The sequence below is a fragment of the Streptomyces sp. NPDC059534 genome, assembly GCF_042743475.1.
Taxonomy (GTDB): Bacteria; Actinomycetota; Actinomycetes; order Streptomycetales; family Streptomycetaceae; genus Streptomyces.
In genome coordinates this window covers 1-19,401 of sequence record NZ_JBHWAQ010000068.1, presented here as the reverse complement: position 1 = coordinate 19,401, position 19,401 = coordinate 1, and the positions used below count along the sequence as shown (strand labels likewise).

Here is a 19,401-nt window from a genome sequence, read left to right as displayed (position 1 = left end):
CTCACCCGCCCACGAACGGGCATCAACCAATACCCCACCCATGGACAGAACAACGACTCACCTGCCCAACCATCACGACAAGGACCGTTGCAGTATTAGGACGCTCTGCCGTTTCATGCGGCCGTCCACTTGGCGTTCCACCTCGTTGAGTGGCTTGCGGACCTGCTCGGCGAGGTGAATGGCTGTGGCGTACTCGCGGGTCTGGAGCAATCCCGGGACGATCGAGGGTGCGAACGCTCGCTCTTCCTCGGCTTCGTGCTCCAGGGCGACGAGCGGGTGCAGCCACTCCGGCACGGCGCCGCGGACCCACCAGCCCTCTGGTACGTCCTCTGCGAGCTGGACCAGGGCCGCTACCTCGTCCGGGTCACCGCCGGCGGCTTCGGCGATCGATCGGACGGTACGGCTCTGAGGCTTGCTCTCGCTCCTCCATGCCTCGTAGCGCTGGACGGTCGACTTTCCGTAGCCGGAGCGCTTGGCCACTTCTTCAAGCGTCAGACCCGATCGGATGCGGAGCCTCTCCAGACCCTTCGCGAGCTGCATTCTGCGCGGTCCCGACATGGGCGTTCCTTCCTCCGAGTACCCGTCAGTGTGTCCAAGCGGTGACGGCCGCAGCAAGGCCCGTCGGTATCGCTAAGGCGTGCATATGCCAACCTCCATGGGATTCCCATGACGGACTTCCCATGGCGGGAATCCCGGTGACAGACTGTCAAAGGGTCGCCACCGACTGCCAGGACCACGGCATGTGATCAACATCGCGGCCCCCGAACTCGGTTGGATGAGGGCATCGGAGTACGGCCATGCAGGCTCACGCGCAGCAGGACATTCGAGCTGGTGACGTGGACCTGCAATCGATATCGGTCGAGCAGCGCACGCGATTGCATGGACTTGGATGCGCCCGCTGCGGTGCCGACAGCCCCCACATCCCTGCCGGATACGCCTACAGCAGTTCCAGCGGCGGCGGTCGGCTCGGATGGCCAGTGAAGGTCTGTTCCAACTGCCCCGCGAACGTAGGGAGTTGATTGTGAAGAGGGATGCGTCGGACGTCGGCGCCCACTGGCTGGCTGCGGCCCGCCACTCGTCGTGGGCGGTCTGGGATGAGTGGCTGCATGGCACCTACGCCCTCGTGCCCACCGGCGGGTTATGGGACGTGATCGCCATGCCGCAGCACCGGCTGACCGGCGCGGCCGAGAACCGGCGGGAGGCGTGGGCGGATGTCCCGATCCTCGCCGACCTCGGCGCCGGGTACGCCTACGTGTGGGTGCCCACCGGCACCCACACGATGTGGGATGTCCCCGGCACGACCGCCCTCGGGCCGATGTGGTGGATCGCCGTCCCCCGGCCGGGCGGCCCCCAGGTCCCCGAACGCCGCTGGGTGCAGCCCCCCGGCGTGTTCCCCCGCCTCATGAACCCCGACGCCCTGAGTGACGCTCTGCGTGCCGCACCGGCCGCCGGGCCCGGACGGGAGGCCGCGTGATGGGCGCGCTTGCGCACCGCCTCAACCAGGTGCTTCCCCAGGGCATCCGGCCTCTCGGTATCCAGCAGACCGAGGCCGACCGCCCCGCCCGTCTGCGTCAGGTGGTCGGGCTCCCTGCCGCCGCCAACGACACCCCGGGCCGGGCCCGCTTTACCACCGGGATCGCGTTCGGTGTGTGGGGCCTCGCGGACGAGGACGTCGAGCGGCTCACCTGCCTGGCGGGTGAACTCACCGACCACGTCGCCGCCTGGACCGTGAGCGAGCGCGTCCTCGTCGTCTCCGACTACGCCGACGGGCGCGCCACGATCAGCGTGATCGCGCTCCAGGGGTACGCCCGGGGGGACCTCGACCCCCGCGGCCTCTCGCACGTCGAGGTGCTCGACGAGACCGGCACCGTCCAGTACGGCATGGGCCCGAGCGCGTACGTACAGGTCCGGGTGATGCGGCCGTGATCCACTGCGAGACCTGGGCCGGAACCCCGGCCGCCCCGTATATGTGGCTCCTGGCCCGCGACGTAGCCCCGACGCCCTCGGGTGCCGTACGGCGGCTGACGGCAGCGGCCGAGCACCTCGCCGACCGCCTCGACACCGACCCGGCCGACCCCCGGCCCTTCCCCAGCGCCACCCTGCGCGGCTGGCTTGACGACCGCATCGGCCGCGAGGACGTCGAGCACCGGCTCACCACCGGTGCGTACGTCCCCGAGGTGGTCACCATCACCGGCCCGGGCCACGTCCCCTACACCCTCGCTGCGATGCCCGCCGGCGGATGCGTCTGCTGTCGGCCCCGCCCCCTCACTGCCGCCCCTGCGGCCCGTACGGAAGGAGTCCGCGCGTGATCCTCGGAGGAATGCGCATCCAGTGCGGCGAGCGGGCCCACCTCAGCGACGCGTTCAAAGCGGTGGTCGCGGCGGCCGGGATAGAGGGCAAGGCTCCCTCCACGGTTCGCTGTGTGGTCGAGCGTCACCGTGTCGGAGAGGAGGTCCACCACGCCGTCCTGTCCGAGCTCCCGCTCAGGGACGCGGGCGACATCTGGGTGTCCTGGCTCGACAGCCGCGAGCCCCACGAGGTCGAGCGGCGTCTCTACTGTCCCGTCACGGCAGGGCCGGGCATCCCGTGCGAGCTGCACGCCATGCACCCCGACGGCCATTCCTGGGAGCTCACTGAGAGGTACCTCACCGACTGACCACCTCCAGACCGGCCGGTCCGTGGCGCCCCCATCGAGGACCGGCCGGTCTGGTGCCCCCTCCCCGCCCCAGCCGCGCGAGGAGGGGCACTCGGCTGTCCTGGACCACCGTCGGAGCCGCGCCCTGGCACAGGTACGAGTGGAGCCCCGGCGTGAGACGCCGGGGCTCTGCTCGCGTGACGGCCCCCGCCACCGACGACACAGCCGGGGGAAGAGCGCCGTCATGAGTGGGTCAGCTCCCCCACCCGGGATCGGCCGTCAGGCCCCATCCGATGTCGAGACGCATGCGTCATCCCCTCCCTATGTGGGCCCGTGGTCCGGCCCCGACTGGCGACGCTACCTCTGACCAGCGAAAACAAGGAAGAGTCGGGCGGAATCTCCGTCAGGAGGCGTGGCGGTAGGTGCCTGCCAGCCGCACGACCGTGTGTCCCCACCGCGAGTTCAGCTCGTCCAGCACCGGTTCGATGCGGAGCCGTGCCTCCCGCTCGGGGTCGAGGGGCAGCTGAGTGCCGGGGCCGTCTTCGGCTGCCGTGAGCTCCTCGGCGGTCACGGCGACCCTGCGGACGCGGGCCCGCTGGAACGCGAGGCCGTCCCAGCTGCGCCACACGGCCGTGCGCAGGTCTTCGGTGTGGCCGGACGGCGTGGGCAGTTTCCGTGTCCGCTCGACGCGGGAGCCGTCCGCGAGCCGTACGGACAGGGTGAGGGCGCGGGCGATGCGCCAGTTGTGCCGGGAAGCCGGTCGCATCAACGCGCCCATGGGCGCTGCCGACCTCTGTCGCAGCATGTACGGCCGCTGACCTCTCGTCCTGGCGATGGCCGGTGCGGTGGCCCCGTCTCCTTCGCCTCCGTGCGCAGTAGGCGAGGATCATCACGGCACGTTGCGTGTGAGAGAGGGGACTCATGAGTTACGCCATCCCGGATCTGCCCGGCCTCGGCCTGCCGGGCGGAGCGCTCGGAGGCGGGGGAGCGCTCGCCGTGCTCCTTGTCGTGGGCGTCCTGGCCCAGCAGAGCAAGCCCGGTGACCGGGAGCGCTTCAACCGCGCTATCGAGCAGGGGATCGGTACGGCCGTAGCCGTGATCGGTCGCTACCTGTCCGGCCATGAGCTTGTTGGGGAGCCGCGGAGCGAGGCGACATGGTGGCACGCGGGTGCCCCACTGCCCGACGACAGGGCCACTGAGACACCGGTCGATCAACTCGGAGCGCCGCCGGCTGCGCCCCCGGTAAAGCGCGCACGGGCCGGAGGGATGCGGCGGGTGCTCCGCATCATCGGGGCGCCCATCCGGCTCCTGTTTGGGGCGCTTGCTGGCATCTGGCACGTGCTGAGGATCTGGCACAGGTGGCCGCGCTTCGCCCGCGCCCTTGTCCGACTGGCACCGCTGTCGATTGCGTGGGGCGTGTGGCGATTCCCGTCCGGGACGCAGGCCGTCCTAATCGCCGTCGCGGGGGCGGCGTTTATCGCGGCGCTCACGAGCCCGTCCGCCCTCGGCCTTTGGCGGGTACGCCCCGTGTGGACAGACGGACAAATCTACGGCCCTGGCCTGTGGGTGGCACTCCGTCAGATCCTCCGTTTGGAGGACAGCGAGACCAGACAGCGTTGGCTGTCTGTGCCGAACGACTTCAAGGCCGCCGACGCCCGCATGGTCCTGCGTCTCCCCTCGAAGTGGATCGGCGGACCGGAAGCTGTAGCTGCCGTAGAGCGCGTATTTGAGGAACGCGTTCCGGGTGAATGGGTGTCCCAGTGGGAGCGCCGCGGGCAAGAGCATTACGTGCAATGGACGCCGAAGCCTCGCCCCAAGGAGAAACCGCAGCTTCCTGCCTACGTTCCGTGGAAGCCGACCGGGGATCCTCGTCGCGTTTTCGTCGGCCTTGCTATCGAGGGCGATTCGGTCGTGGATGCCGTCATCCAGACGCAAACCGCCACCCCCCACTGGGGTGTGTCCGGCATGACCGGCTCCGGAAAGTCCACCGTCCTTTACATTCCTGTGGTCCACGGACGCATGAACGGTGAACTTATCGACATCCTCGACACCAAGAGGAGCAGCCTCGCGGCAGCAGAGGGGTACTCGGGAGTTCGGATTCATAAGACGACACGGGAATGTGTCAGTGCATTTGCTGAGTTCCTGACATCCATGATGGCGGCTGAGGCCGCCGTCGAGCGGGGAGCCGATCCGGCACTCAGGGCGGCGCTTGTTCCCAGGACTCTCGTGATCGACGAACTGCCGACGCTGATCAAGCTTGCGTATACATGGTGGCGCTACGGGATCAAGGGGAAGGGGACCCCTCCATTCCTCGACTGGCTCGGAATCATCCTGCTTCAAGGCCGTTCCTCTAACCATCGTGTCGTCGTGGGAACCCAGCAATTCGCCAACGCGTTCTTCGGTGGAACCATGGAGCGTGCGCAAATCGGAACGCGTATCGCGGTGGGGCAGCAGGACCGCGTTTCTTGGGGTGTGGCATTCGGGCAGAGCACGCCTGTGCTGGGCTATGACGCCGAGATTCCCGGACGTGGAGCCTACGCCGACAACAAGAAGGACCCTGACGGCGACTACCTGTGGGTTCGTGAATTTCAGCCCTGCTACATCACGGACGTCGTACAGAGCTATCTCCGCGACTGCCTTCCGGCTCCGTCCTGGTTCGATCGTGGGGACATGGCCCCATGGATTACCGACGAGATCCGAGCCGAGGTCAACGCCACGGCGGCCACGGCTCACTTCCTGCCCGGCGGGAAGTACGGCCCCGCTGTCGCCCCTGGATCTCAGGCGGGGGTGCTGATGGGTTCGCCCAGCTCACCGCCCGCGACAGCACCCCACGCGACAGGCGGCGCGACAGGCGGCGCGACAGCGGCTGGCACAGCGACCGTCACTCTGCCCACCGTCGGCGGGGACGATGTCGTACCCGAGACCTACAGCCTTTCCGATGCTCACGAGAAGGGCATCCTGCCGTGGAAGGCGGCCACCGTCCGAACGTATTTCAAGCGTGGTGAGAAGAGAGGCATCACGCCCCCGGAAGGAATCACGGACGGCCAGACCTCCTACTACTCCGAGGACGAACTCACGACGTGGCTGGAAGCGTGGAAGAAGTGGCAAGCCGAGAACACCGGCTCGGCGTCTGGGAAGGTTCCGGGACCGAAAGACAGTGGGAGCGGTGGAGGGTCTTGAGTCTGCGGACGTAGCCGGGATGCCGTATCCGAAGAGTGAGTGCAAGTACGTTGCGAACGGGACTCTCAACACCTTGCCCGTGGTGTAACAGTCTCCCGGAGGAACACTCAACTGGACCCGGAATCTCGCCGGGTAAGAGACTCTGGAACTCCGGTCGTCACTTCGGGCTTACGGGCAGAGGCGGGGTCCGCCAAACCAAAATCCAGGACGCATTGAGTCCGGGAAGATGCGTTGTGCTTTCCCCTGGGTTTCCGGCGGTGGAGAGCACTAAGAAGGCGGAGGGTGGCAGGCGATCAGCCCGCACCCTCCGCCTCGTTTCTTCCTGGTAAGGCGTATAAGGCGCAAATCGCGGAGACGGGAACTCGGAACGCTGCTGCCAGAATAGGAACCCATCGGGCGGGGACGCTCTGACGTCCGGTCTCCACATCGGAATACGTTGGAACGCCCACGTGAAGTGATTTGGCCACGTCCTTTTGACGCAACCCGGCAGAGCGGCGCATTCGTCGCAACGGTGATTCGTCGTGGATTTCTTGAATTAGTTCTGCAATGGGTACCTCGAAGAGTCGAGAAAGGGCATGAAGGTGCGACGGAGCGGGGGAATGCCCCCGCGTCTCCCACATGGATACGGTCGAGCGCGAGCATCCGATTTCGATCGCCACGCGAGATTGCGTCCAACCCCGCCCCTTGCGTAGAGCTCGTAGCCTCATGCCGCGTATGCGCACCCGTGCACCCTTCCTGTCGTTGTCCTTCAAGGCGGGCACTCTAGCGGCGGCGATCCGCGTCGTACTGCCCGCTCTGCCGGAACGGCCGAGTAGTGACAGACCCTTACGAACTTCTTTGACGGTTTGATCAACAGCGGCATAGGGTCTTCGCTCTAGCGGTCCGTCAACCCAACGGGCCGCAACCTGGGGGAGGTTGAATGCCGTCGATGGCCACGATTGCGCGGAAGGTCATGGGCCTACCGGAGCCAGTCGAGGACCGTAAAACCGCGGAAGGTGGTCCGGTCGCACACTCGGCCGATGGCGTGGTGAACCCCTGGGAGGCCGCCGGCGCCGAACTGGCCCGGCAGCAGAGCGCCGCAGCGCCCAAACGTGCCGTCCCCGTCGCGGCAGCGAATGTGCCGTGGGTGGCGCAGGACGAGCGATCCGGAGCCCGCTTCGCCAAGCGCTTAGGGCGGGGTGTGCTGTGGACTGTGGTCGCTCTGGCCGCAATCACGGGCGTCCGGTCATGGGTCGTGCCCGCCAAGGCACCCGCCCCCGCCGCAGCGCCCCCGGTACAGGCAGGCCCGACCTACCCGGACAACGAGGCGCAGGCCGTCGCCGCCAGGTTCGCCAGGGCGTACCTCGCATGGGACGAGACCAAGGCCCCCGAGCGGGCGGCTCTCCTGGCCGCCGTCCTGCTGGCAGGTGCCGACACCGCCATGGGATGGAACGGGCACGGGCGACAGGACGTGCTGACCGTCGAGCCCGGCTCGGTCACACCTGGAAAGTACGGACAGGCCCGTGTCCGCGTGGACGTACTGATCCAAGCCCCCGGCGCAAAGACCGCCGCCTCACCTGCGCGATGGGTGGGCCTGGACGTCCCCGTGGTGGAGACCTCCGGCCGCGTCGTCGTATCCGGCCGACCCGGCTTCGTCGGCATCCCAACCGACGGCCCCAGGGCACCCGAGATCCCCGCCCCGGAAGCCGATGCCGAGCTGAGTTCGCAGACGACGGCCACCGTCGGCAAGTTCTTCGAAGCCCTCGCGGGCGCCGGTGACGTCGATGCCGTGACAGCCCCCGGGGCGAAGGTGCCTCCGCTTCCCGGAGGCGTCACGTACAAGGCGCTCACCTCGTGGACCGTCGACATCGGCACCGGGGCGGACCGCACCGGAACGGCCGTCGTCACGTGGGCCCTGGGCAGCGCCACCATCGAGCAGGCATACCGGGTCGAGCTCACACGAGTCTCAAGCGCCGACGCGCAGCGGTGGCAGGTGGCCGGCGCACGCGGCGGCTCCCTGTGAGCCAGTGATGCGTAAGGCGCACAGGAAATGAGCGGCCGTCATAGCCGCAGGTCAGAAAGCCAACTCTTACTAAGGGGGACCCCCCATGAACCTCGACCTCGTCGACCTCGCCGCAGAGCTGACCACCGGCGCGGCCCTCAAAGACTGGGTCCTGGTCGTCGTCGGCAACCTGTTCATGGCGTTCTTGGCCATCCGTGCCGTCGGCCATTTCATCAAGAAGGAGTGGGGTGAAATGGTCACCCTTGCGGTCGCCGCCGTGTTCGTGGGCGCGATCGTCTGGGCGCCTGCTGTCGTCAAGGACATGCTTGTGGGCGTCTGGAACAAGGTTGCAGGTACAGCCTGATGCGACGCGGTCACACCTACACCCGTCAATTCGACATCGACCCGCGGCAGCATGAGCTTCTCGGGGTGGACCTGGGGGAGGGTGCGCCGCGCCGGGCCCTCGTCCTCGGCCTGATCCTGTTCGTCGTCTGGACCGGCCCCCTGCTGCTGCTCTTCGGCCTGCCCAGCGAGATCAGTTTCACCGCCTACTTCCTGCCGCCGATCGTCACCGCTGTCTATGGGACCCAACGGTCGGTCAAGGTCGAGCAGCGGTGGAACATCACGCGATGGGCCCTCAGCGCTCGGTACCTCGTCATCGGTCACCGACCGATCATCTGCGGCGGCCGTAGAGCGGCAACCCGTAGTGAGTGGCTCCCGCGTCGCGCCCGCTGGGCGGGTAAGACGGACGTCCTCCTCGCCTCGCCGCTCGGGTCCCTCGTCGAGCGGTTCCTCGGCGAGGACCGCGAGGATGCCGTTCCCGTCGGTGCTGGGGACGCGATCCGGCTCGACACGCACACCCGCCTGTACGGCCCCGATGCCGTCGCCAAGGCGTACGGCCGCAAGGCCATGCAGCAGTACCAGAAGGGGGAAGCGGCATGAAACTGCGCAAGCGGATCTCGGAACTCCTCGGCATGGGAGGAGACCGATCGGCCGGAGCCCCACAGTATGAGGCGCTCTCCGACGGCCTGATCGTCACCGGCGGCCACGCCGAAGCGTGGTACGTCCTGGCGAGCTCCAACACGGACCTGATGAGTGAGGGCGCGCGTGACGCCGAACTCGACGCCGCAGACGCCGCACTCGCCCGCACGCTCGCCGGACTCGACTGCCAACTCCGCATCCTGTGGTCACCGCTGAACGCCGCCGACTACAGCACCGAGGCGGCAGAGATGTTCACCGCCGGCGCCTGGACGGAGTGGGCAGACCTCAGAGTCCGACGCCTCGAACAGATCGGCCTGCCCACCCGGCACCTGCTCCTGGGCGTCCGCCTCGCCGAGCGCAGCGGCCAGACAGAGCAGGCGGGCCGCAGGGGGGTGCAAGACGCCCTCGGGCTCTCCTCTCCGGGGATCAGCACGCGCGAACTCGCCCGCTTCGATGCCCAGATGCGCCGCCTAGGCCGACGGCTCGAAGCCACCCCATGGAAGGCCCGGCCCGCATCCGTCGAGCTCCTCGCATGGATGATCAGCCGCGAGCAGCACCGCGGCACAGCGCTGCCCGCGCCGTCTGCGGGGGGCGTCATCAGCGGTGCCAAGCTCGCCACCCTCACCCGGGGGCGCATCCTCCCGCACCCCGACCACCTGCGCGTGGTCGACGGAACCGGCCGCGTCGCCGCCTGGGCGAGCGTCCTGGTCATGACCGGGTTCCCCGAAGAGATGGACGTACCCGGCGCCGGCGAATGGCTGCGCATCCTCTCGGAGATCCAATACGTCCCCGACATCGAGGAGGAAGACCTCCCGGCAGGCTTCGACCCCGCAGACCTCATCGTCCCCGTCAGCCCCGAAGCGAGTGTCAGGTTCCGTGTCCTGCCCAAACGCGACGCCCTCAAAGTTGTCGAGCAGGCCCGCCGCCTCGCCAAGGAACAGCGCCGCTCTGCCGCCAGACAGAGCGCCGAGGACCCCGGCCGCGATATCGAAGAGACCGAAGCCGTGATGGCCGAGCTCACCCGCGAGATGCGCCGCGAAGACCTGACCCTCGTCGAGGACCACCCCCGCCTCATCGTCACGAGCACGACCGGCCTCGACGACCTGCGATCCCGCGTAGACGCCGTGATCACCCACTACGGCGGCCTCGGGATCGAGGTGTCCGTCGGCGAAGAAGAACAGCGCGAGCTCTGGCTCGAAACGCAGCCGGGCGACCACCTGCGCGTGCCCGACCTCGGCCACCGCCGCGACGTCACCGCGCTGTCCGGGTCCTGGTGGTGGGGCGGCGCCATGGTCGGCGACGACAAGGGCCCGATCGTCGGCTACCTGACCGGCAGCACTCCCGGAACCTTCCGCACCGACGTCACCGCCGGCAGCGACCGAGGCGACGCGACGACCACCGCCCTCATCGGACGAAGCGGACGCGGCAAGACGACTGGCATGGAGCTCCTCCTCCTCGACGCCGCATTCCGTGGCGCCTACGCCCTCGCGCTGGACTTCAAGGGAGATCTAGGCGGCCTCACCCTCGCCGCCCACCGGTACGGCCTGGAGGCCCACCTCGTCGAAACCGGCCCGCGCTACGCCGGTGTGGCCGACCTATTCGACCTCCTGGGCGCCGAGGGCGGCCTCGACGCCGCCCGCGGAGAGGTACCCGCACAGCTCAGCATCGCCATCCCCGACCACCTCCGAGACCGGGGCGCCGAGACCCCGATCACCCACGCCACGAACGCCGTGATCGCCGCAGGCGACCCCGCCACGTGGAAGGTGATCGAGCACCTCCGCCAGATGGACGACGGCCTAGCGCGAGAGACCGGCGAAGCACTTCACGACCTCGCTCAAACGGGCCTGGGTGCCCCGTTCATGGGCCGCCCGACCGGAGAGACCCCACCCCTGCGGCCCGCCCCGGGAATCTGGGTCGTGCAGATGCCCGGCCTCTCCCTGCCGCCAGCCGACGCCAGCCGACGCGAATGGAACCCGAGCCAGCGTCTCAGCGTCGCCCTCATGCACTCGATGCTTGCCTACGGCGTCACCACCGCCGGCCGCAGGGACCTGCGCGGCCTGAGGAAGGTCGTCGCGGTCCCCGAGGTGCACCTCATGACCGCCACCCGCGAGGGAGCGACTTTCCTTCAATACATCGCGCGAGTCGGCAGAGCCCTGGCCACCTCGCTGGTTCTCGACACCCAGGACCCCGAGTCACTCGTCAAGCTTGTCGGCATCGTCGAACAGCTCACGACCGTGTACGGCTTCCAGCTCACCTCGCGCGAGCAGCAGGACGCCATGGCCGAGCTCCTCGGACTGCCGAAGAACACTCACACGCGGGCCCTGATCCAGTCCGTCGGCCTGCTGCCCGACGGTGAGATCCGGCACGGGCATTGCATCGTCCGCGACCGCAGGTTTGCGTGCGCCACCGTCCAGTTCGACGTGCCGTCGGCTGAGCTCCTCGACCTCCTCGACACCTCACCGAAGGCCACCCAGCTCCCCGACCACATCGAGACCACGGAGAAGGCGGGCGTATGAAGCGGCACACCGTACCGGCCCTGATCATGGCGGCCGGACTCCTCATGACCGGATGCACTGAGGCAGGGGAGAAGGCAGAGGAGAAGGCGAGCGACCCCACCGCCGCCGTCCTCAAAGTCGCCCGCGACTACCAGACCGCCGCCCTCCGCCAGGACTGGCGCACTGCGTGCGAGCTCCGGTCCACCCGCATGCGATACGGCACCGTCGAGGAGTGCGTCGAGGACAACACCCCCGACGCGCCCACGGCCACGCCCAGCGCCGAGTCCGGGGAGCCGGACCCCTCGCCCACCGTCGACATCGTCGAACCGCCGCGCTACGCCGACGGATCGACCCCGCACCCCAAGGCCACCGCGAGCCGCCCGACCGGCGGGCCCGAGCGCGCCAAGACCGGACCCGTCACGGCATCAGACGTCGTCACAGTGCCAGCCACCACCAAGCATCCCGCCGGATACGGCGTCCTGATCACGTACACCGTCCAGTGGCCCGGCAAGCCCGCCACCACCACCATGCGGGCCCTACGCCTGATCGAGGAGGCAGGGACCTGGGTTGTCGACCAGCAACAGGACATCAGCGACTCCGGCGCAGCCCACGGAGGATCGCCCGTCCGCACAGCTCTTTCCGGGGGGTAGAGAGTGTTCGACCGACTGCCACGGCTGAGAACCGCGGCGATCCCGCTCCTGTTCGTCTACACCACGCTCATCGTCACCGCCGGGCAGGCCCAGGCGGACGACATCCGGCCAGCAGGCGTCGGGGACCTCATGCCGTCACCGGACATGAAGATCCCGGACGGCCAAGGCACCCTGTACGAGACCTATGGCAATGAGAATCTGTGGATTCTCGACGAACAGTTCGGCGTAAGCGACGGGTTCGAGGCCACGTTCCACATGATCGCCGATCTGTTCATGGCGCTGACCGCAGCCGTCGGCAAGGCCGCCGTGGTGATCGTGCAGTGGATCTTCCAACTCACCAGCCTTCCGCCCCTCGAAAACGCCGTCTCAAGGAGCATCGGCGGTGCCGCTCAGGGATTGACGGCAACACTCCTGCCAGCCGCGCTCGCCGTCGGCGGACTCATCGCGTTCGCCCAGCACAAGAAGGGCGGCGGGGGCGGCCTCTCCCAGATCGCGTGGGTGCTGATCTCCGGCGTCTTCTCGATCTCCCTCCTCACCAGCCCCCAGACCTGGGTGGACGGAGTCGACACCGTCCGGCAGGTCGGCGCCGGCGTCACCATGCAGGCCACATCAGCGGGCCTCGGCGACGGCAAGGCCGAGTATCCGTTCCAGACCAAGCACGAACCCCGATTCACCGGCAACGGCCGAGACGACATGCTCAGGAAGTCCAGCGACTCGGTATGGCGCGCCTACGTGGCGGTGCCATGGTGCGTCGCGGAGTTCGGCTCGCTCGAAGTGTGTGAGAAGCACGGCGCCGACCTCCTGGACCAGGGCACGGACCGGGACAAGCGCGAGGACTGGCTCATCCCGAACGTGAGTGATGAAACCGTGGGAGAGGAGTCGGTGAGCTTCCGTCAGGGGCACAACCCGGGCGCCCGAGTCGTCATCACGATCGTCGCGTTCCTCAACGTCGTGCTCTTCGCCGCCCTCGTGATCGTCCTCGCGTTCACCAGCCTGGCCAGTCTCCTCGGCGCCCTCATGCTCCTGCTCACCGGTGTGTTCTTCGCATGCTTGTGGGTGATTCCCGGCCGTCCGCGGCAATGGGGCCTGGCCTGGTTCGATCAGCTACTCGCCCGCACCCTCGAAAGCCTCATCGCCACCATGGTTCTTGGCGCCGTCCTGTCCATTCAGGCAGCGACCAACCAGATCTTCGGTGAATACGGATGGCTCCCCACCAGCGGACTGAGCATCGCCGCCGCCGTCGTCGGGCTCCAGTTCCGCAGCGTCGTCGCACAGATCTTCGGCGTCCGTGGCTCCTCCTCCGGCGGTATGGTCGCCGGATTCCTCGCCTCCCGCGCCCTCAACCCCCTCAAGGGCGGCAGCAAGGGCGGGAAGATCCCTCCGTACAACCGATTCAAGAACCTGCCCCCCCGACCCACCGCCGGCGGCGGTGGCGGTGGTGGTGGCGGTGGATTTCCCCCGCTACCACCAGGACCAGGCGGCACCGGCCACACAATGACCGTCACCCGCGTTCCAACAGCACGCCCACCAGCGCCCCGCCCCCTGGCCACACCCGGCGGGAACCCGGCGGCTCTCCCCGCAGGAACCCCATCTGCCATCCGCGCCGCGTTCCCTGCGGCTGCCCTCGCGACTGCCGCGACACCCTCCGCCGGCGGGCCCTCTCCCGGCCGCCCGGCGGTACCGGCGCAGAAACCGCGCCCTGCCCTACCCCCAGGGGGCGGCGGGGCGCCCAACCAAGGCGCCGCAGGGGGACCGAACACCACGACCGCCAGTCCCGCCATGCGCCCCGAGACGGGAGGGACCCCGGTCTACGCCTTCCGGCAGGCACCGCCGCCAGCCGCCGCGACCGACACGAAGGTCATCCAAGGGACAGTCATTCGCCGGACTGACTCCGTGACGGGTCCCAACGGGCGCCCGATCTCCCGCGTTCCGCAGTCCGCACCGTCCGCCGCCGCTCCAGCAGAGCGACGCGGATACGCCGCGCCGCCCAAGAAGCAGCAGCCGACCACAACGCCGTCCACGAAGGGGTGACCCATGGCCAAGTCGGATGAGCCCACCCCTCAGGAGTGGCGGGAGATCCTGGCGAACTTCCGCTACCCCGACCACGTCAACGAGGTCCCCCGCAGCAAGCGGGGCGGCGCCAAGCGAGCGCACCGAGACGCGGTTCGGCGCAACACAACGGAATGGGTCCGAGAACAGCGCCGCCGCGAGCCTCTCCGTCCTGCCGGCGCCGCCATCATCCTCGCCCTGATCCTCGCCCTCGGCGCGGGCGCCCGGTGGGTCTGGCCCGGCCTCCTCGGCGATGAAGCCGCCACCCAGGTCACCACCACAGCGGCACCATCACCACAAGGACCGGACGACAAGCCGAGCGCGCCCGCCCCGCCGGCGAGCTCCCCCTCCCCTTCCACATCGCCTACCCCCAGCATCAACCTCAACGATCCCGAGCGAGTCGCCGAGGAAGCACTCCGTCTCTACCTCGCCCGCAACCCTCCGATCGATAAGTCACATCGGGCCGCCGTACTGCGAGCAGCCCCCTATATGAGTGCCTCCCTCGTCGAGAACCTGACCGCCAGTTCTGACCCGGCGTGGGACCGCCTCGTCAGCCGCGGCGGTGTCTCCACTGTGCGCACAGTCAAGGTCGAACCTGCCGGCGCCGACCTTCCCAGGGACACCCCCCTCCGTGTCTGGCGCAAGACCACGGCGACCGTGGACATCGAGGGCTACACCACCTACACCGAGACCACCACTCTCCAAGTCGAGCTGATGCTCACCGACACCGACGAGTGGCGGATCACGCGGATTCTGGGTCTGTAGTGGACGGACGCGACGCACTCCGCGCCGCCGCGAAAGTCGGGGGGACAGCACTCAAACTCAAGGTCGGCGGCATCACGTTCCTCGTCTTCGTCCTGTTCCTTGTACTCCTCGGCGTGCTCACGGGCGGCATGAGCGGCCAAGCCTCGGCCGACTCGTGCGGCCGACGAGGAACGCCCGGCGTCGACCTCGACGACAACGACGACGGCGCCAGCGGCTCGCAGGGCACCAGGACCAAGACACGGAAAGATCAGATCGAGAACGCAAAGATCATCGACAAGGCGGCAGCCGACGGAGGACTCTCCGGGTTCGCCACCCTGATCGGCCTGATGACCGCACTCCAGGAGTCCACCCTGATCAATCTCGACTATGGAGACCGCGACTCAGTAGGCATCTTCCAGCAGCGCCCGTCCCAGGGGTGGGGCTCGGTCGAGCAGATCATGCAACCCACCTACGCCGCACGGATGTTCTTCTACGGCGCCGAGGACGGCGACCCCCGCGGTCTCGTCGACATCCGCAGGTGGGAAGACATGGACCCGGGTCGGGCCGCCCAGGAAGTGCAACGCAGCGCCTATCCCGACCTCTACGCCGGCCAGGAGGATGCCGCCCGAAGCATCGCCGACGAGGCCGGGATCGACCTCGACCGCCCCGGCCGTGACGGAGCGACACCCGGTCGGGAGACCCCCGACGACGGCGACAGCAGCGGGGGCGCGGACGGCGGAGACGCCTGCTACCCCGACACCGGCACGGGCCAGCCGGGAAAACCCGGTGAGCCCTTCCACGACGGCGAGGCCGGTTGGCCACCCTCGGTGAGGAACCCTCGAAGCACAGCCGAAGCGATCCGATGGGCAGAGAACGAGGCTCGTACCGGAGGCAAAGACTGGTGGCGGGCCTGCCTCGCATTTGTGGCCGTCTCGTACGGATGGAACTACTCCGGAGTGCCGTACGCGATCGACCACTACAAAGAGATGCCTCCCAGCATGAAACACGACCGGGACAGGAACCCGCCCGCGGGCGCCCTCATGTACTGGGACACCGGACAACGAGCCGGACACGTCGCCATCTATCTCGGAAATGGAAAGATCGCCAGCAACGACATCAGGCGGCCCGGATACATCGACGTCGTACCCGCAACAGATATCGAAACCAAATGGGGCGCCACCTACCTCGGTTGGGCACCACCCCACTTCCCCAAGGGCGGATAGGGGAGAGGAAACATGACCATCACGAACCCTGATCAAATTCCCCACCTCCCGGTCTACACGATCACAATCAACGCCAACGGAATAGCCGCCGTGAACGGGGAGGAGATCACCACACCCGGCCTCACCGTCCAGCAAGCACGCGTGGCGGCCCTCGCCGAGGTACGCATCAAAGCCGCCTACCACGGCCGCCCCGTCCGCGCCCTCGCCAAGGAAGCCGACGGAACCGCCTGGCCCCTCATCGTCGACACCGACGGGTCGGTCACCGCCCTCAACCACCCTCACCCCACGCCAGCAGCAGCGCCCCCACCACCGCGCCCCGCACCCGAAGAGCCCCAGCCGCCGACCCCACCTGCACCCGCCGGCGACTGGACCACTGACCTGCCGCCAGCACTCCGCGCCACTTGGGCGCAGCTCGTGGCGCAGGAGCAATCGGGCTCACTCACCGAGGCCCTCAGCACCGCCGAGCACCTGGAGGCCGCCCTCGCCCAGCACTACGGCCCCCAGCACGTCGCCCCCCTCCACGTGCTGACCCTCCGAGCCTGGCTCACCCTTCGCCTCGGAGAGTCCTGGGCAGAGACGACAAGCCTCCTCATCGAGACCGTCCAGCGTCGCCAGGGTGCACCTGTGGCCGCCGACGAGACCGAACGCCTCACCCGGAACCTGCACGCGGCGTGGCGCAAGCTCACCGAGGAAGACCCGGACTACGCCCGCGAGATCGCCGCCGACGTGATGGACCTCCTCGACGACGACAAACGCTCACGCGACGTCGTCCGCTGGCTGGGCGCACCGGCCTAGAACGCCACCAACGCGGCCCCCTCCCACACCGGGAGGGGGCCGCTTCGCGTTCGGGCGCAGCGACGGGGGCGGGGGCGCAGCGACGGGGCGCACCCCGGGCGGTCCAGTGCGGCCCCGGAAGGCCCTACGGGCCCCTTGCTTCCGGGGCGTGCCGCAGGATGCCACACGGCACCCCGCGCGCCGCCCTCCGGGCGAATCGCCGGGCGCCTTCGGCGCGTTCACCGGCGATTCGGTCCGCTTCGCGGACCGCCCTTTTGCCTGCGCCTTCGGCGCGCACCGGCAAAAGGGTTTTTGGCCCTGCGCCTTCGGCGCGCACCGGGCCAAAAAGCACGCGCTGTGCCGCGCGGCTTCCTGTGGCTCGCCCCGGAAGCAAACACGCGAAAGGCGAGCATTCAGTGAACCCAATTTGCTGCCCGCAGTGCGGCGGACTCTCCGCCTACTGCATCAGGCATGACGGCCTGTTCCAGTGCCCCGAATGCAGGCACCTCCTCGACCGTCGGGACATCGACCTCGACGGAACGGAGGTATGGGGAGTCACGGACGACGGAACCCTCTACACCACCACCGACCCGGCCCGCTCCCTCAACTGCCTCATGGAGGCCGTTGAGGACCTCCTCACCGCCGACAACACCGGTGCCGATTACGCCCGCCTTGACTCCATGCGGAACGCGACGGAATCCCTCGCGGCGTACATCGACGCCCGCCGCCTCGGAATCAAGCGGCCCGAATTCGGATACACCGAGGAAACCGTGAAGACCGCCGTCAACGCGGGTGCGGACATGGTCCTCGACGCGATCGGCTTCACGAGCGCCGAAGAGGACGCGATCAATCTCGTGGTCAATGCCGCGATTACGAGCCTCACCAACCCCGGCGTGTCTTTCGCCGAAATGGTCGAAGAAAACTTCGGCGAAGACGCCGAAGAAGTCCGCACGTGGTGGGGGTGGAGCAAGTGACCAACAACGAAACGCGCCGCTACGAACTCGGCGACCCGAACCAGGAATGCCACTACCCGGTCCGAATCAACGGACTTCACCTCGGCCGAATCTACCGCTGGCACGGCGCTTGGTACGCCGTCCCGGCCGGACAGAACGAAGAGGCCCGCGTAGCCGACGGAAGCGCCGGAAAGGAACTCTCCGCCGCCTACCTCGTCGCCATGTACGACCTGCGGCAGATCACCCCGCAGAACGCCGAAAAGGACCAGGAAACCATGCCCCGCGAACTGGTCGGGCCGGTCCCTCTCCTCCACCCCCGAATGCCCGCTACGCCCCGGAACACCGAGGCCGCGCGAACGGCCATGGACGGACTCGCCGAATTCCTCTGGACCCCCCTCGGCGGCTACCCCGGAGCCGACAACCCCTGGTTCCTCCAGTGCCAGCTCTGCGACTGGCAGGGCCCCCGCTACTGGTCCCACCTGCGCGGGCGCAACGGCAACCCGCCCTCGACGTTCCGGCACCCCGGGTGCATCGACGCGGAAAAGGTCCGCGCCGCAATCGCCGTCTACGGTAAGTGAAAGGCAGGGAAGAAGAAATGACGGACCTTAACGAAGACGGCGCCGCCGAGGCCAACAAGACCCGAGCGGGATGGGCAGTTACCGCCCTGAAAGCATTCGGATCGGAGACTGGCCAGAATTACCTCGACGACACCCTCGTCGTGGACGACGACATTCTCAGGGAATTGGGCGGAGACCTCCTCGCCGACCTGTTCCACCTCGCCCGCCTCAACGGCTGCACCCCGGAACTCGTCATCGACGCGGGCCTCAGTCACTTTGCGGCTGAGCTCGACGAAGAGCGGGCCGAGGAAATCGAGCCCTACCTGGAAACGGCCAAGGCCGCAGGACTCACGCTCTCGCCCGATGACTTCAAGTGGCACGAGGACCAGCCCACCATCGACGGGATGGAACCCGCCGACTGGCTCAGCCACATGACGGACTGACAGAACGGCCTAAGTAACAACTAGGCAAAGAAAAAGGGTGGCCGATTGATGGCCACCCTTTTTCCATGCCCAAATGCGCGGCCAATCGACAGCCCTACGGGCTGGGCCGCCCCCTAAGTGGCCTTCGGCCACGGGCGGCCTGGTCCCGCTTCGCGGGCCCGAACGGAAACCCGCCCCCCTAAGTGGCCTTCGGCCACGGGGCGGAAAAGACCCGGCCCTCCGGGCCCGCCGCTATCGCGGTGGGCCCCCTTAAGGCGCTTCGCGCCGGGGCCCGCCCCTGCGGGGCAAAGGAAAACGGCCTCCGGCCGTTTGAAAACCAGCACCTGAGGTATTCTGAAAGGGTCAGAATTCATTCAAGAAAGGCACTCGATAAAGAGGCGACCACCGAAACTTATAAAGAATTGGTCAACCCTAGAATTGGAAATTGAAACAGAGTCCAATAAAGAATAGAGAAGGAAAATGGAAACCGCGTTCGAGGGAAACGGAACCGACCAGGCCACCCGCGCACCTCCTAGCCAGCCTTGCCGCGAAGCGGCATCTTTGGCCGCGCAGCGGCAAAAGCCCAGGTCAGAGGCCGCGAAGCGGCCCAGCAACCACCCGCCAGCCCCCGCGAAGCGGGGGCTCCGCTCCGCGAAGCGGAGCGTAAGACGGCGTGAAACGCCGTCAGGTGACCGGCGAAGCCGGTCACTGGTTGTAGGGGGCGAAGCCCCCTACAGACCCGGGGTATTATAAAAAA

Annotated in this window: 20 protein-coding genes; 17 read left to right on the top strand and 3 right to left on the bottom strand. The window is 68.0% G+C overall.

Annotated features, from left to right (window positions below):
• Positions 1-72: 72 nt before the first annotated feature.
• Positions 73-540 carry a Scr1 family TA system antitoxin-like transcriptional regulator gene (locus ACFVZH_RS38165; RefSeq protein ID WP_384904909.1) on the bottom strand — a complete coding sequence of 156 codons (468 nt, stop codon included), beginning with the start codon at positions 538-540 and terminating at the stop codon, positions 73-75.
• A 481-nt stretch (positions 541-1,021) separates the two neighbouring features.
• Here ACFVZH_RS38165 and ACFVZH_RS38160 point away from each other — a divergent pair, with 481 nt between their 5' ends.
• From ACFVZH_RS38160 to ACFVZH_RS38145, 4 genes are read left to right on the top strand one after another with little or no spacing between them, the layout of a single operon-like run.
• Entirely contained in the window at positions 1,022-1,474 is a 453-nt protein-coding gene (locus tag ACFVZH_RS38160; RefSeq protein ID WP_384904906.1) for a hypothetical protein, read from the top strand.
• Complete coding sequence (locus ACFVZH_RS38155; RefSeq protein WP_384904903.1) at positions 1,474-1,926, top strand: hypothetical protein; 453 nt, start codon at positions 1,474-1,476, stop codon at positions 1,924-1,926. The genes ACFVZH_RS38160 and ACFVZH_RS38155 overlap by 1 nt, the downstream gene beginning before the upstream one ends.
• A complete protein-coding gene (locus tag ACFVZH_RS38150; protein ID WP_384904900.1) occupies positions 1,923-2,309 on the top strand; it encodes a hypothetical protein in 387 nt (128 codons plus the stop codon). The genes ACFVZH_RS38155 and ACFVZH_RS38150 overlap by 4 nt, the downstream gene beginning before the upstream one ends.
• Entirely contained in the window at positions 2,306-2,656 is a 351-nt protein-coding gene (locus tag ACFVZH_RS38145) for a hypothetical protein (RefSeq protein WP_384904896.1), read from the top strand. Before ACFVZH_RS38150 ends, ACFVZH_RS38145 begins: the two co-directional genes overlap by 4 nt.
• A gap of 382 nt (positions 2,657-3,038) precedes the next feature.
• Here ACFVZH_RS38145 and ACFVZH_RS38140 read toward each other — a convergent pair whose 3' ends face one another.
• Positions 3,039-3,401, bottom strand: coding sequence for a hypothetical protein (locus ACFVZH_RS38140; RefSeq protein WP_384904893.1), 363 nt, complete (start codon positions 3,399-3,401; stop codon positions 3,039-3,041).
• Positions 3,402-3,556: 155 nt separating this feature from the next.
• Between ACFVZH_RS38140 and ACFVZH_RS38135 the strand changes: the two genes are divergently transcribed.
• Complete coding sequence (locus ACFVZH_RS38135) at positions 3,557-5,815, top strand: type IV secretory system conjugative DNA transfer family protein (protein ID WP_384904891.1); 2,259 nt, start codon at positions 3,557-3,559, stop codon at positions 5,813-5,815.
• A gap of 293 nt (positions 5,816-6,108) precedes the next feature.
• On the opposite strand, the gene ACFVZH_RS38130 is transcribed toward ACFVZH_RS38135, so the two are convergent.
• A complete protein-coding gene (locus tag ACFVZH_RS38130) occupies positions 6,109-6,522 on the bottom strand; it encodes a helix-turn-helix domain-containing protein (RefSeq protein WP_384904912.1) in 414 nt (137 codons plus the stop codon).
• Positions 6,523-6,842: 320 nt separating this feature from the next.
• Here ACFVZH_RS38130 and ACFVZH_RS38125 point away from each other — a divergent pair, with 320 nt between their 5' ends.
• From ACFVZH_RS38125 to ACFVZH_RS38070, 12 genes are all read left to right on the top strand, one after another.
• Complete coding sequence (locus tag ACFVZH_RS38125; RefSeq protein ID WP_384904889.1) at positions 6,843-7,817, top strand: hypothetical protein; 975 nt, start codon at positions 6,843-6,845, stop codon at positions 7,815-7,817.
• An 85-nt stretch (positions 7,818-7,902) separates the two neighbouring features.
• A complete protein-coding gene (locus ACFVZH_RS38120; protein ID WP_384904886.1) occupies positions 7,903-8,160 on the top strand; it encodes a hypothetical protein in 258 nt (85 codons plus the stop codon).
• Positions 8,160-8,738, top strand: a complete 579-nt coding sequence (locus ACFVZH_RS38115; protein ID WP_384904883.1) for a hypothetical protein — start codon at positions 8,160-8,162, stop codon at positions 8,736-8,738. The genes ACFVZH_RS38120 and ACFVZH_RS38115 overlap by 1 nt, the downstream gene beginning before the upstream one ends.
• Positions 8,735-11,293 carry an ATP-binding protein gene (locus ACFVZH_RS38110; protein WP_384904880.1) on the top strand — a complete coding sequence of 853 codons (2,559 nt, stop codon included), beginning with the start codon at positions 8,735-8,737 and terminating at the stop codon, positions 11,291-11,293. Before ACFVZH_RS38115 ends, ACFVZH_RS38110 begins: the two co-directional genes overlap by 4 nt.
• Positions 11,290-11,922: a hypothetical protein gene (locus ACFVZH_RS38105; protein ID WP_384904877.1), complete on the top strand. Its 633-nt coding sequence runs from the start codon at positions 11,290-11,292 to the stop codon at positions 11,920-11,922. Before ACFVZH_RS38110 ends, ACFVZH_RS38105 begins: the two co-directional genes overlap by 4 nt.
• A gap of 3 nt (positions 11,923-11,925) precedes the next feature.
• Complete coding sequence (locus ACFVZH_RS38100) at positions 11,926-13,953, top strand: hypothetical protein (RefSeq protein ID WP_384904875.1); 2,028 nt, start codon at positions 11,926-11,928, stop codon at positions 13,951-13,953.
• Between the two features lie 3 nt (positions 13,954-13,956).
• On the top strand, positions 13,957-14,736 hold the full coding sequence (locus ACFVZH_RS38095) for a hypothetical protein (protein WP_384904873.1): 780 nt from the start codon (positions 13,957-13,959) through the stop codon (positions 14,734-14,736).
• Complete coding sequence (locus ACFVZH_RS38090; RefSeq protein ID WP_384904871.1) at positions 14,736-15,938, top strand: peptidase M23; 1,203 nt, start codon at positions 14,736-14,738, stop codon at positions 15,936-15,938. The genes ACFVZH_RS38095 and ACFVZH_RS38090 overlap by 1 nt, the downstream gene beginning before the upstream one ends.
• 12 nt (positions 15,939-15,950) lie before the next feature.
• The gene (locus tag ACFVZH_RS38085; protein ID WP_384904869.1) at positions 15,951-16,733 is read left to right on the top strand and encodes a hypothetical protein; all 783 of its coding nucleotides are present in this window, start codon (positions 15,951-15,953) and stop codon (positions 16,731-16,733) included.
• 254 nt (positions 16,734-16,987) lie between these two features.
• Complete coding sequence (locus tag ACFVZH_RS38080; protein ID WP_384904868.1) at positions 16,988-17,686, top strand: transposase; 699 nt, start codon at positions 16,988-16,990, stop codon at positions 17,684-17,686.
• A complete protein-coding gene (locus ACFVZH_RS38075) occupies positions 17,683-18,243 on the top strand; it encodes a hypothetical protein (RefSeq protein ID WP_384904866.1) in 561 nt (186 codons plus the stop codon). The genes ACFVZH_RS38080 and ACFVZH_RS38075 overlap by 4 nt, the downstream gene beginning before the upstream one ends.
• Before the next feature lie 17 nt (positions 18,244-18,260).
• Complete coding sequence (locus ACFVZH_RS38070) at positions 18,261-18,665, top strand: hypothetical protein (protein ID WP_384904864.1); 405 nt, start codon at positions 18,261-18,263, stop codon at positions 18,663-18,665.
• The last annotated feature ends 736 nt before the right edge of the window (positions 18,666-19,401 follow it).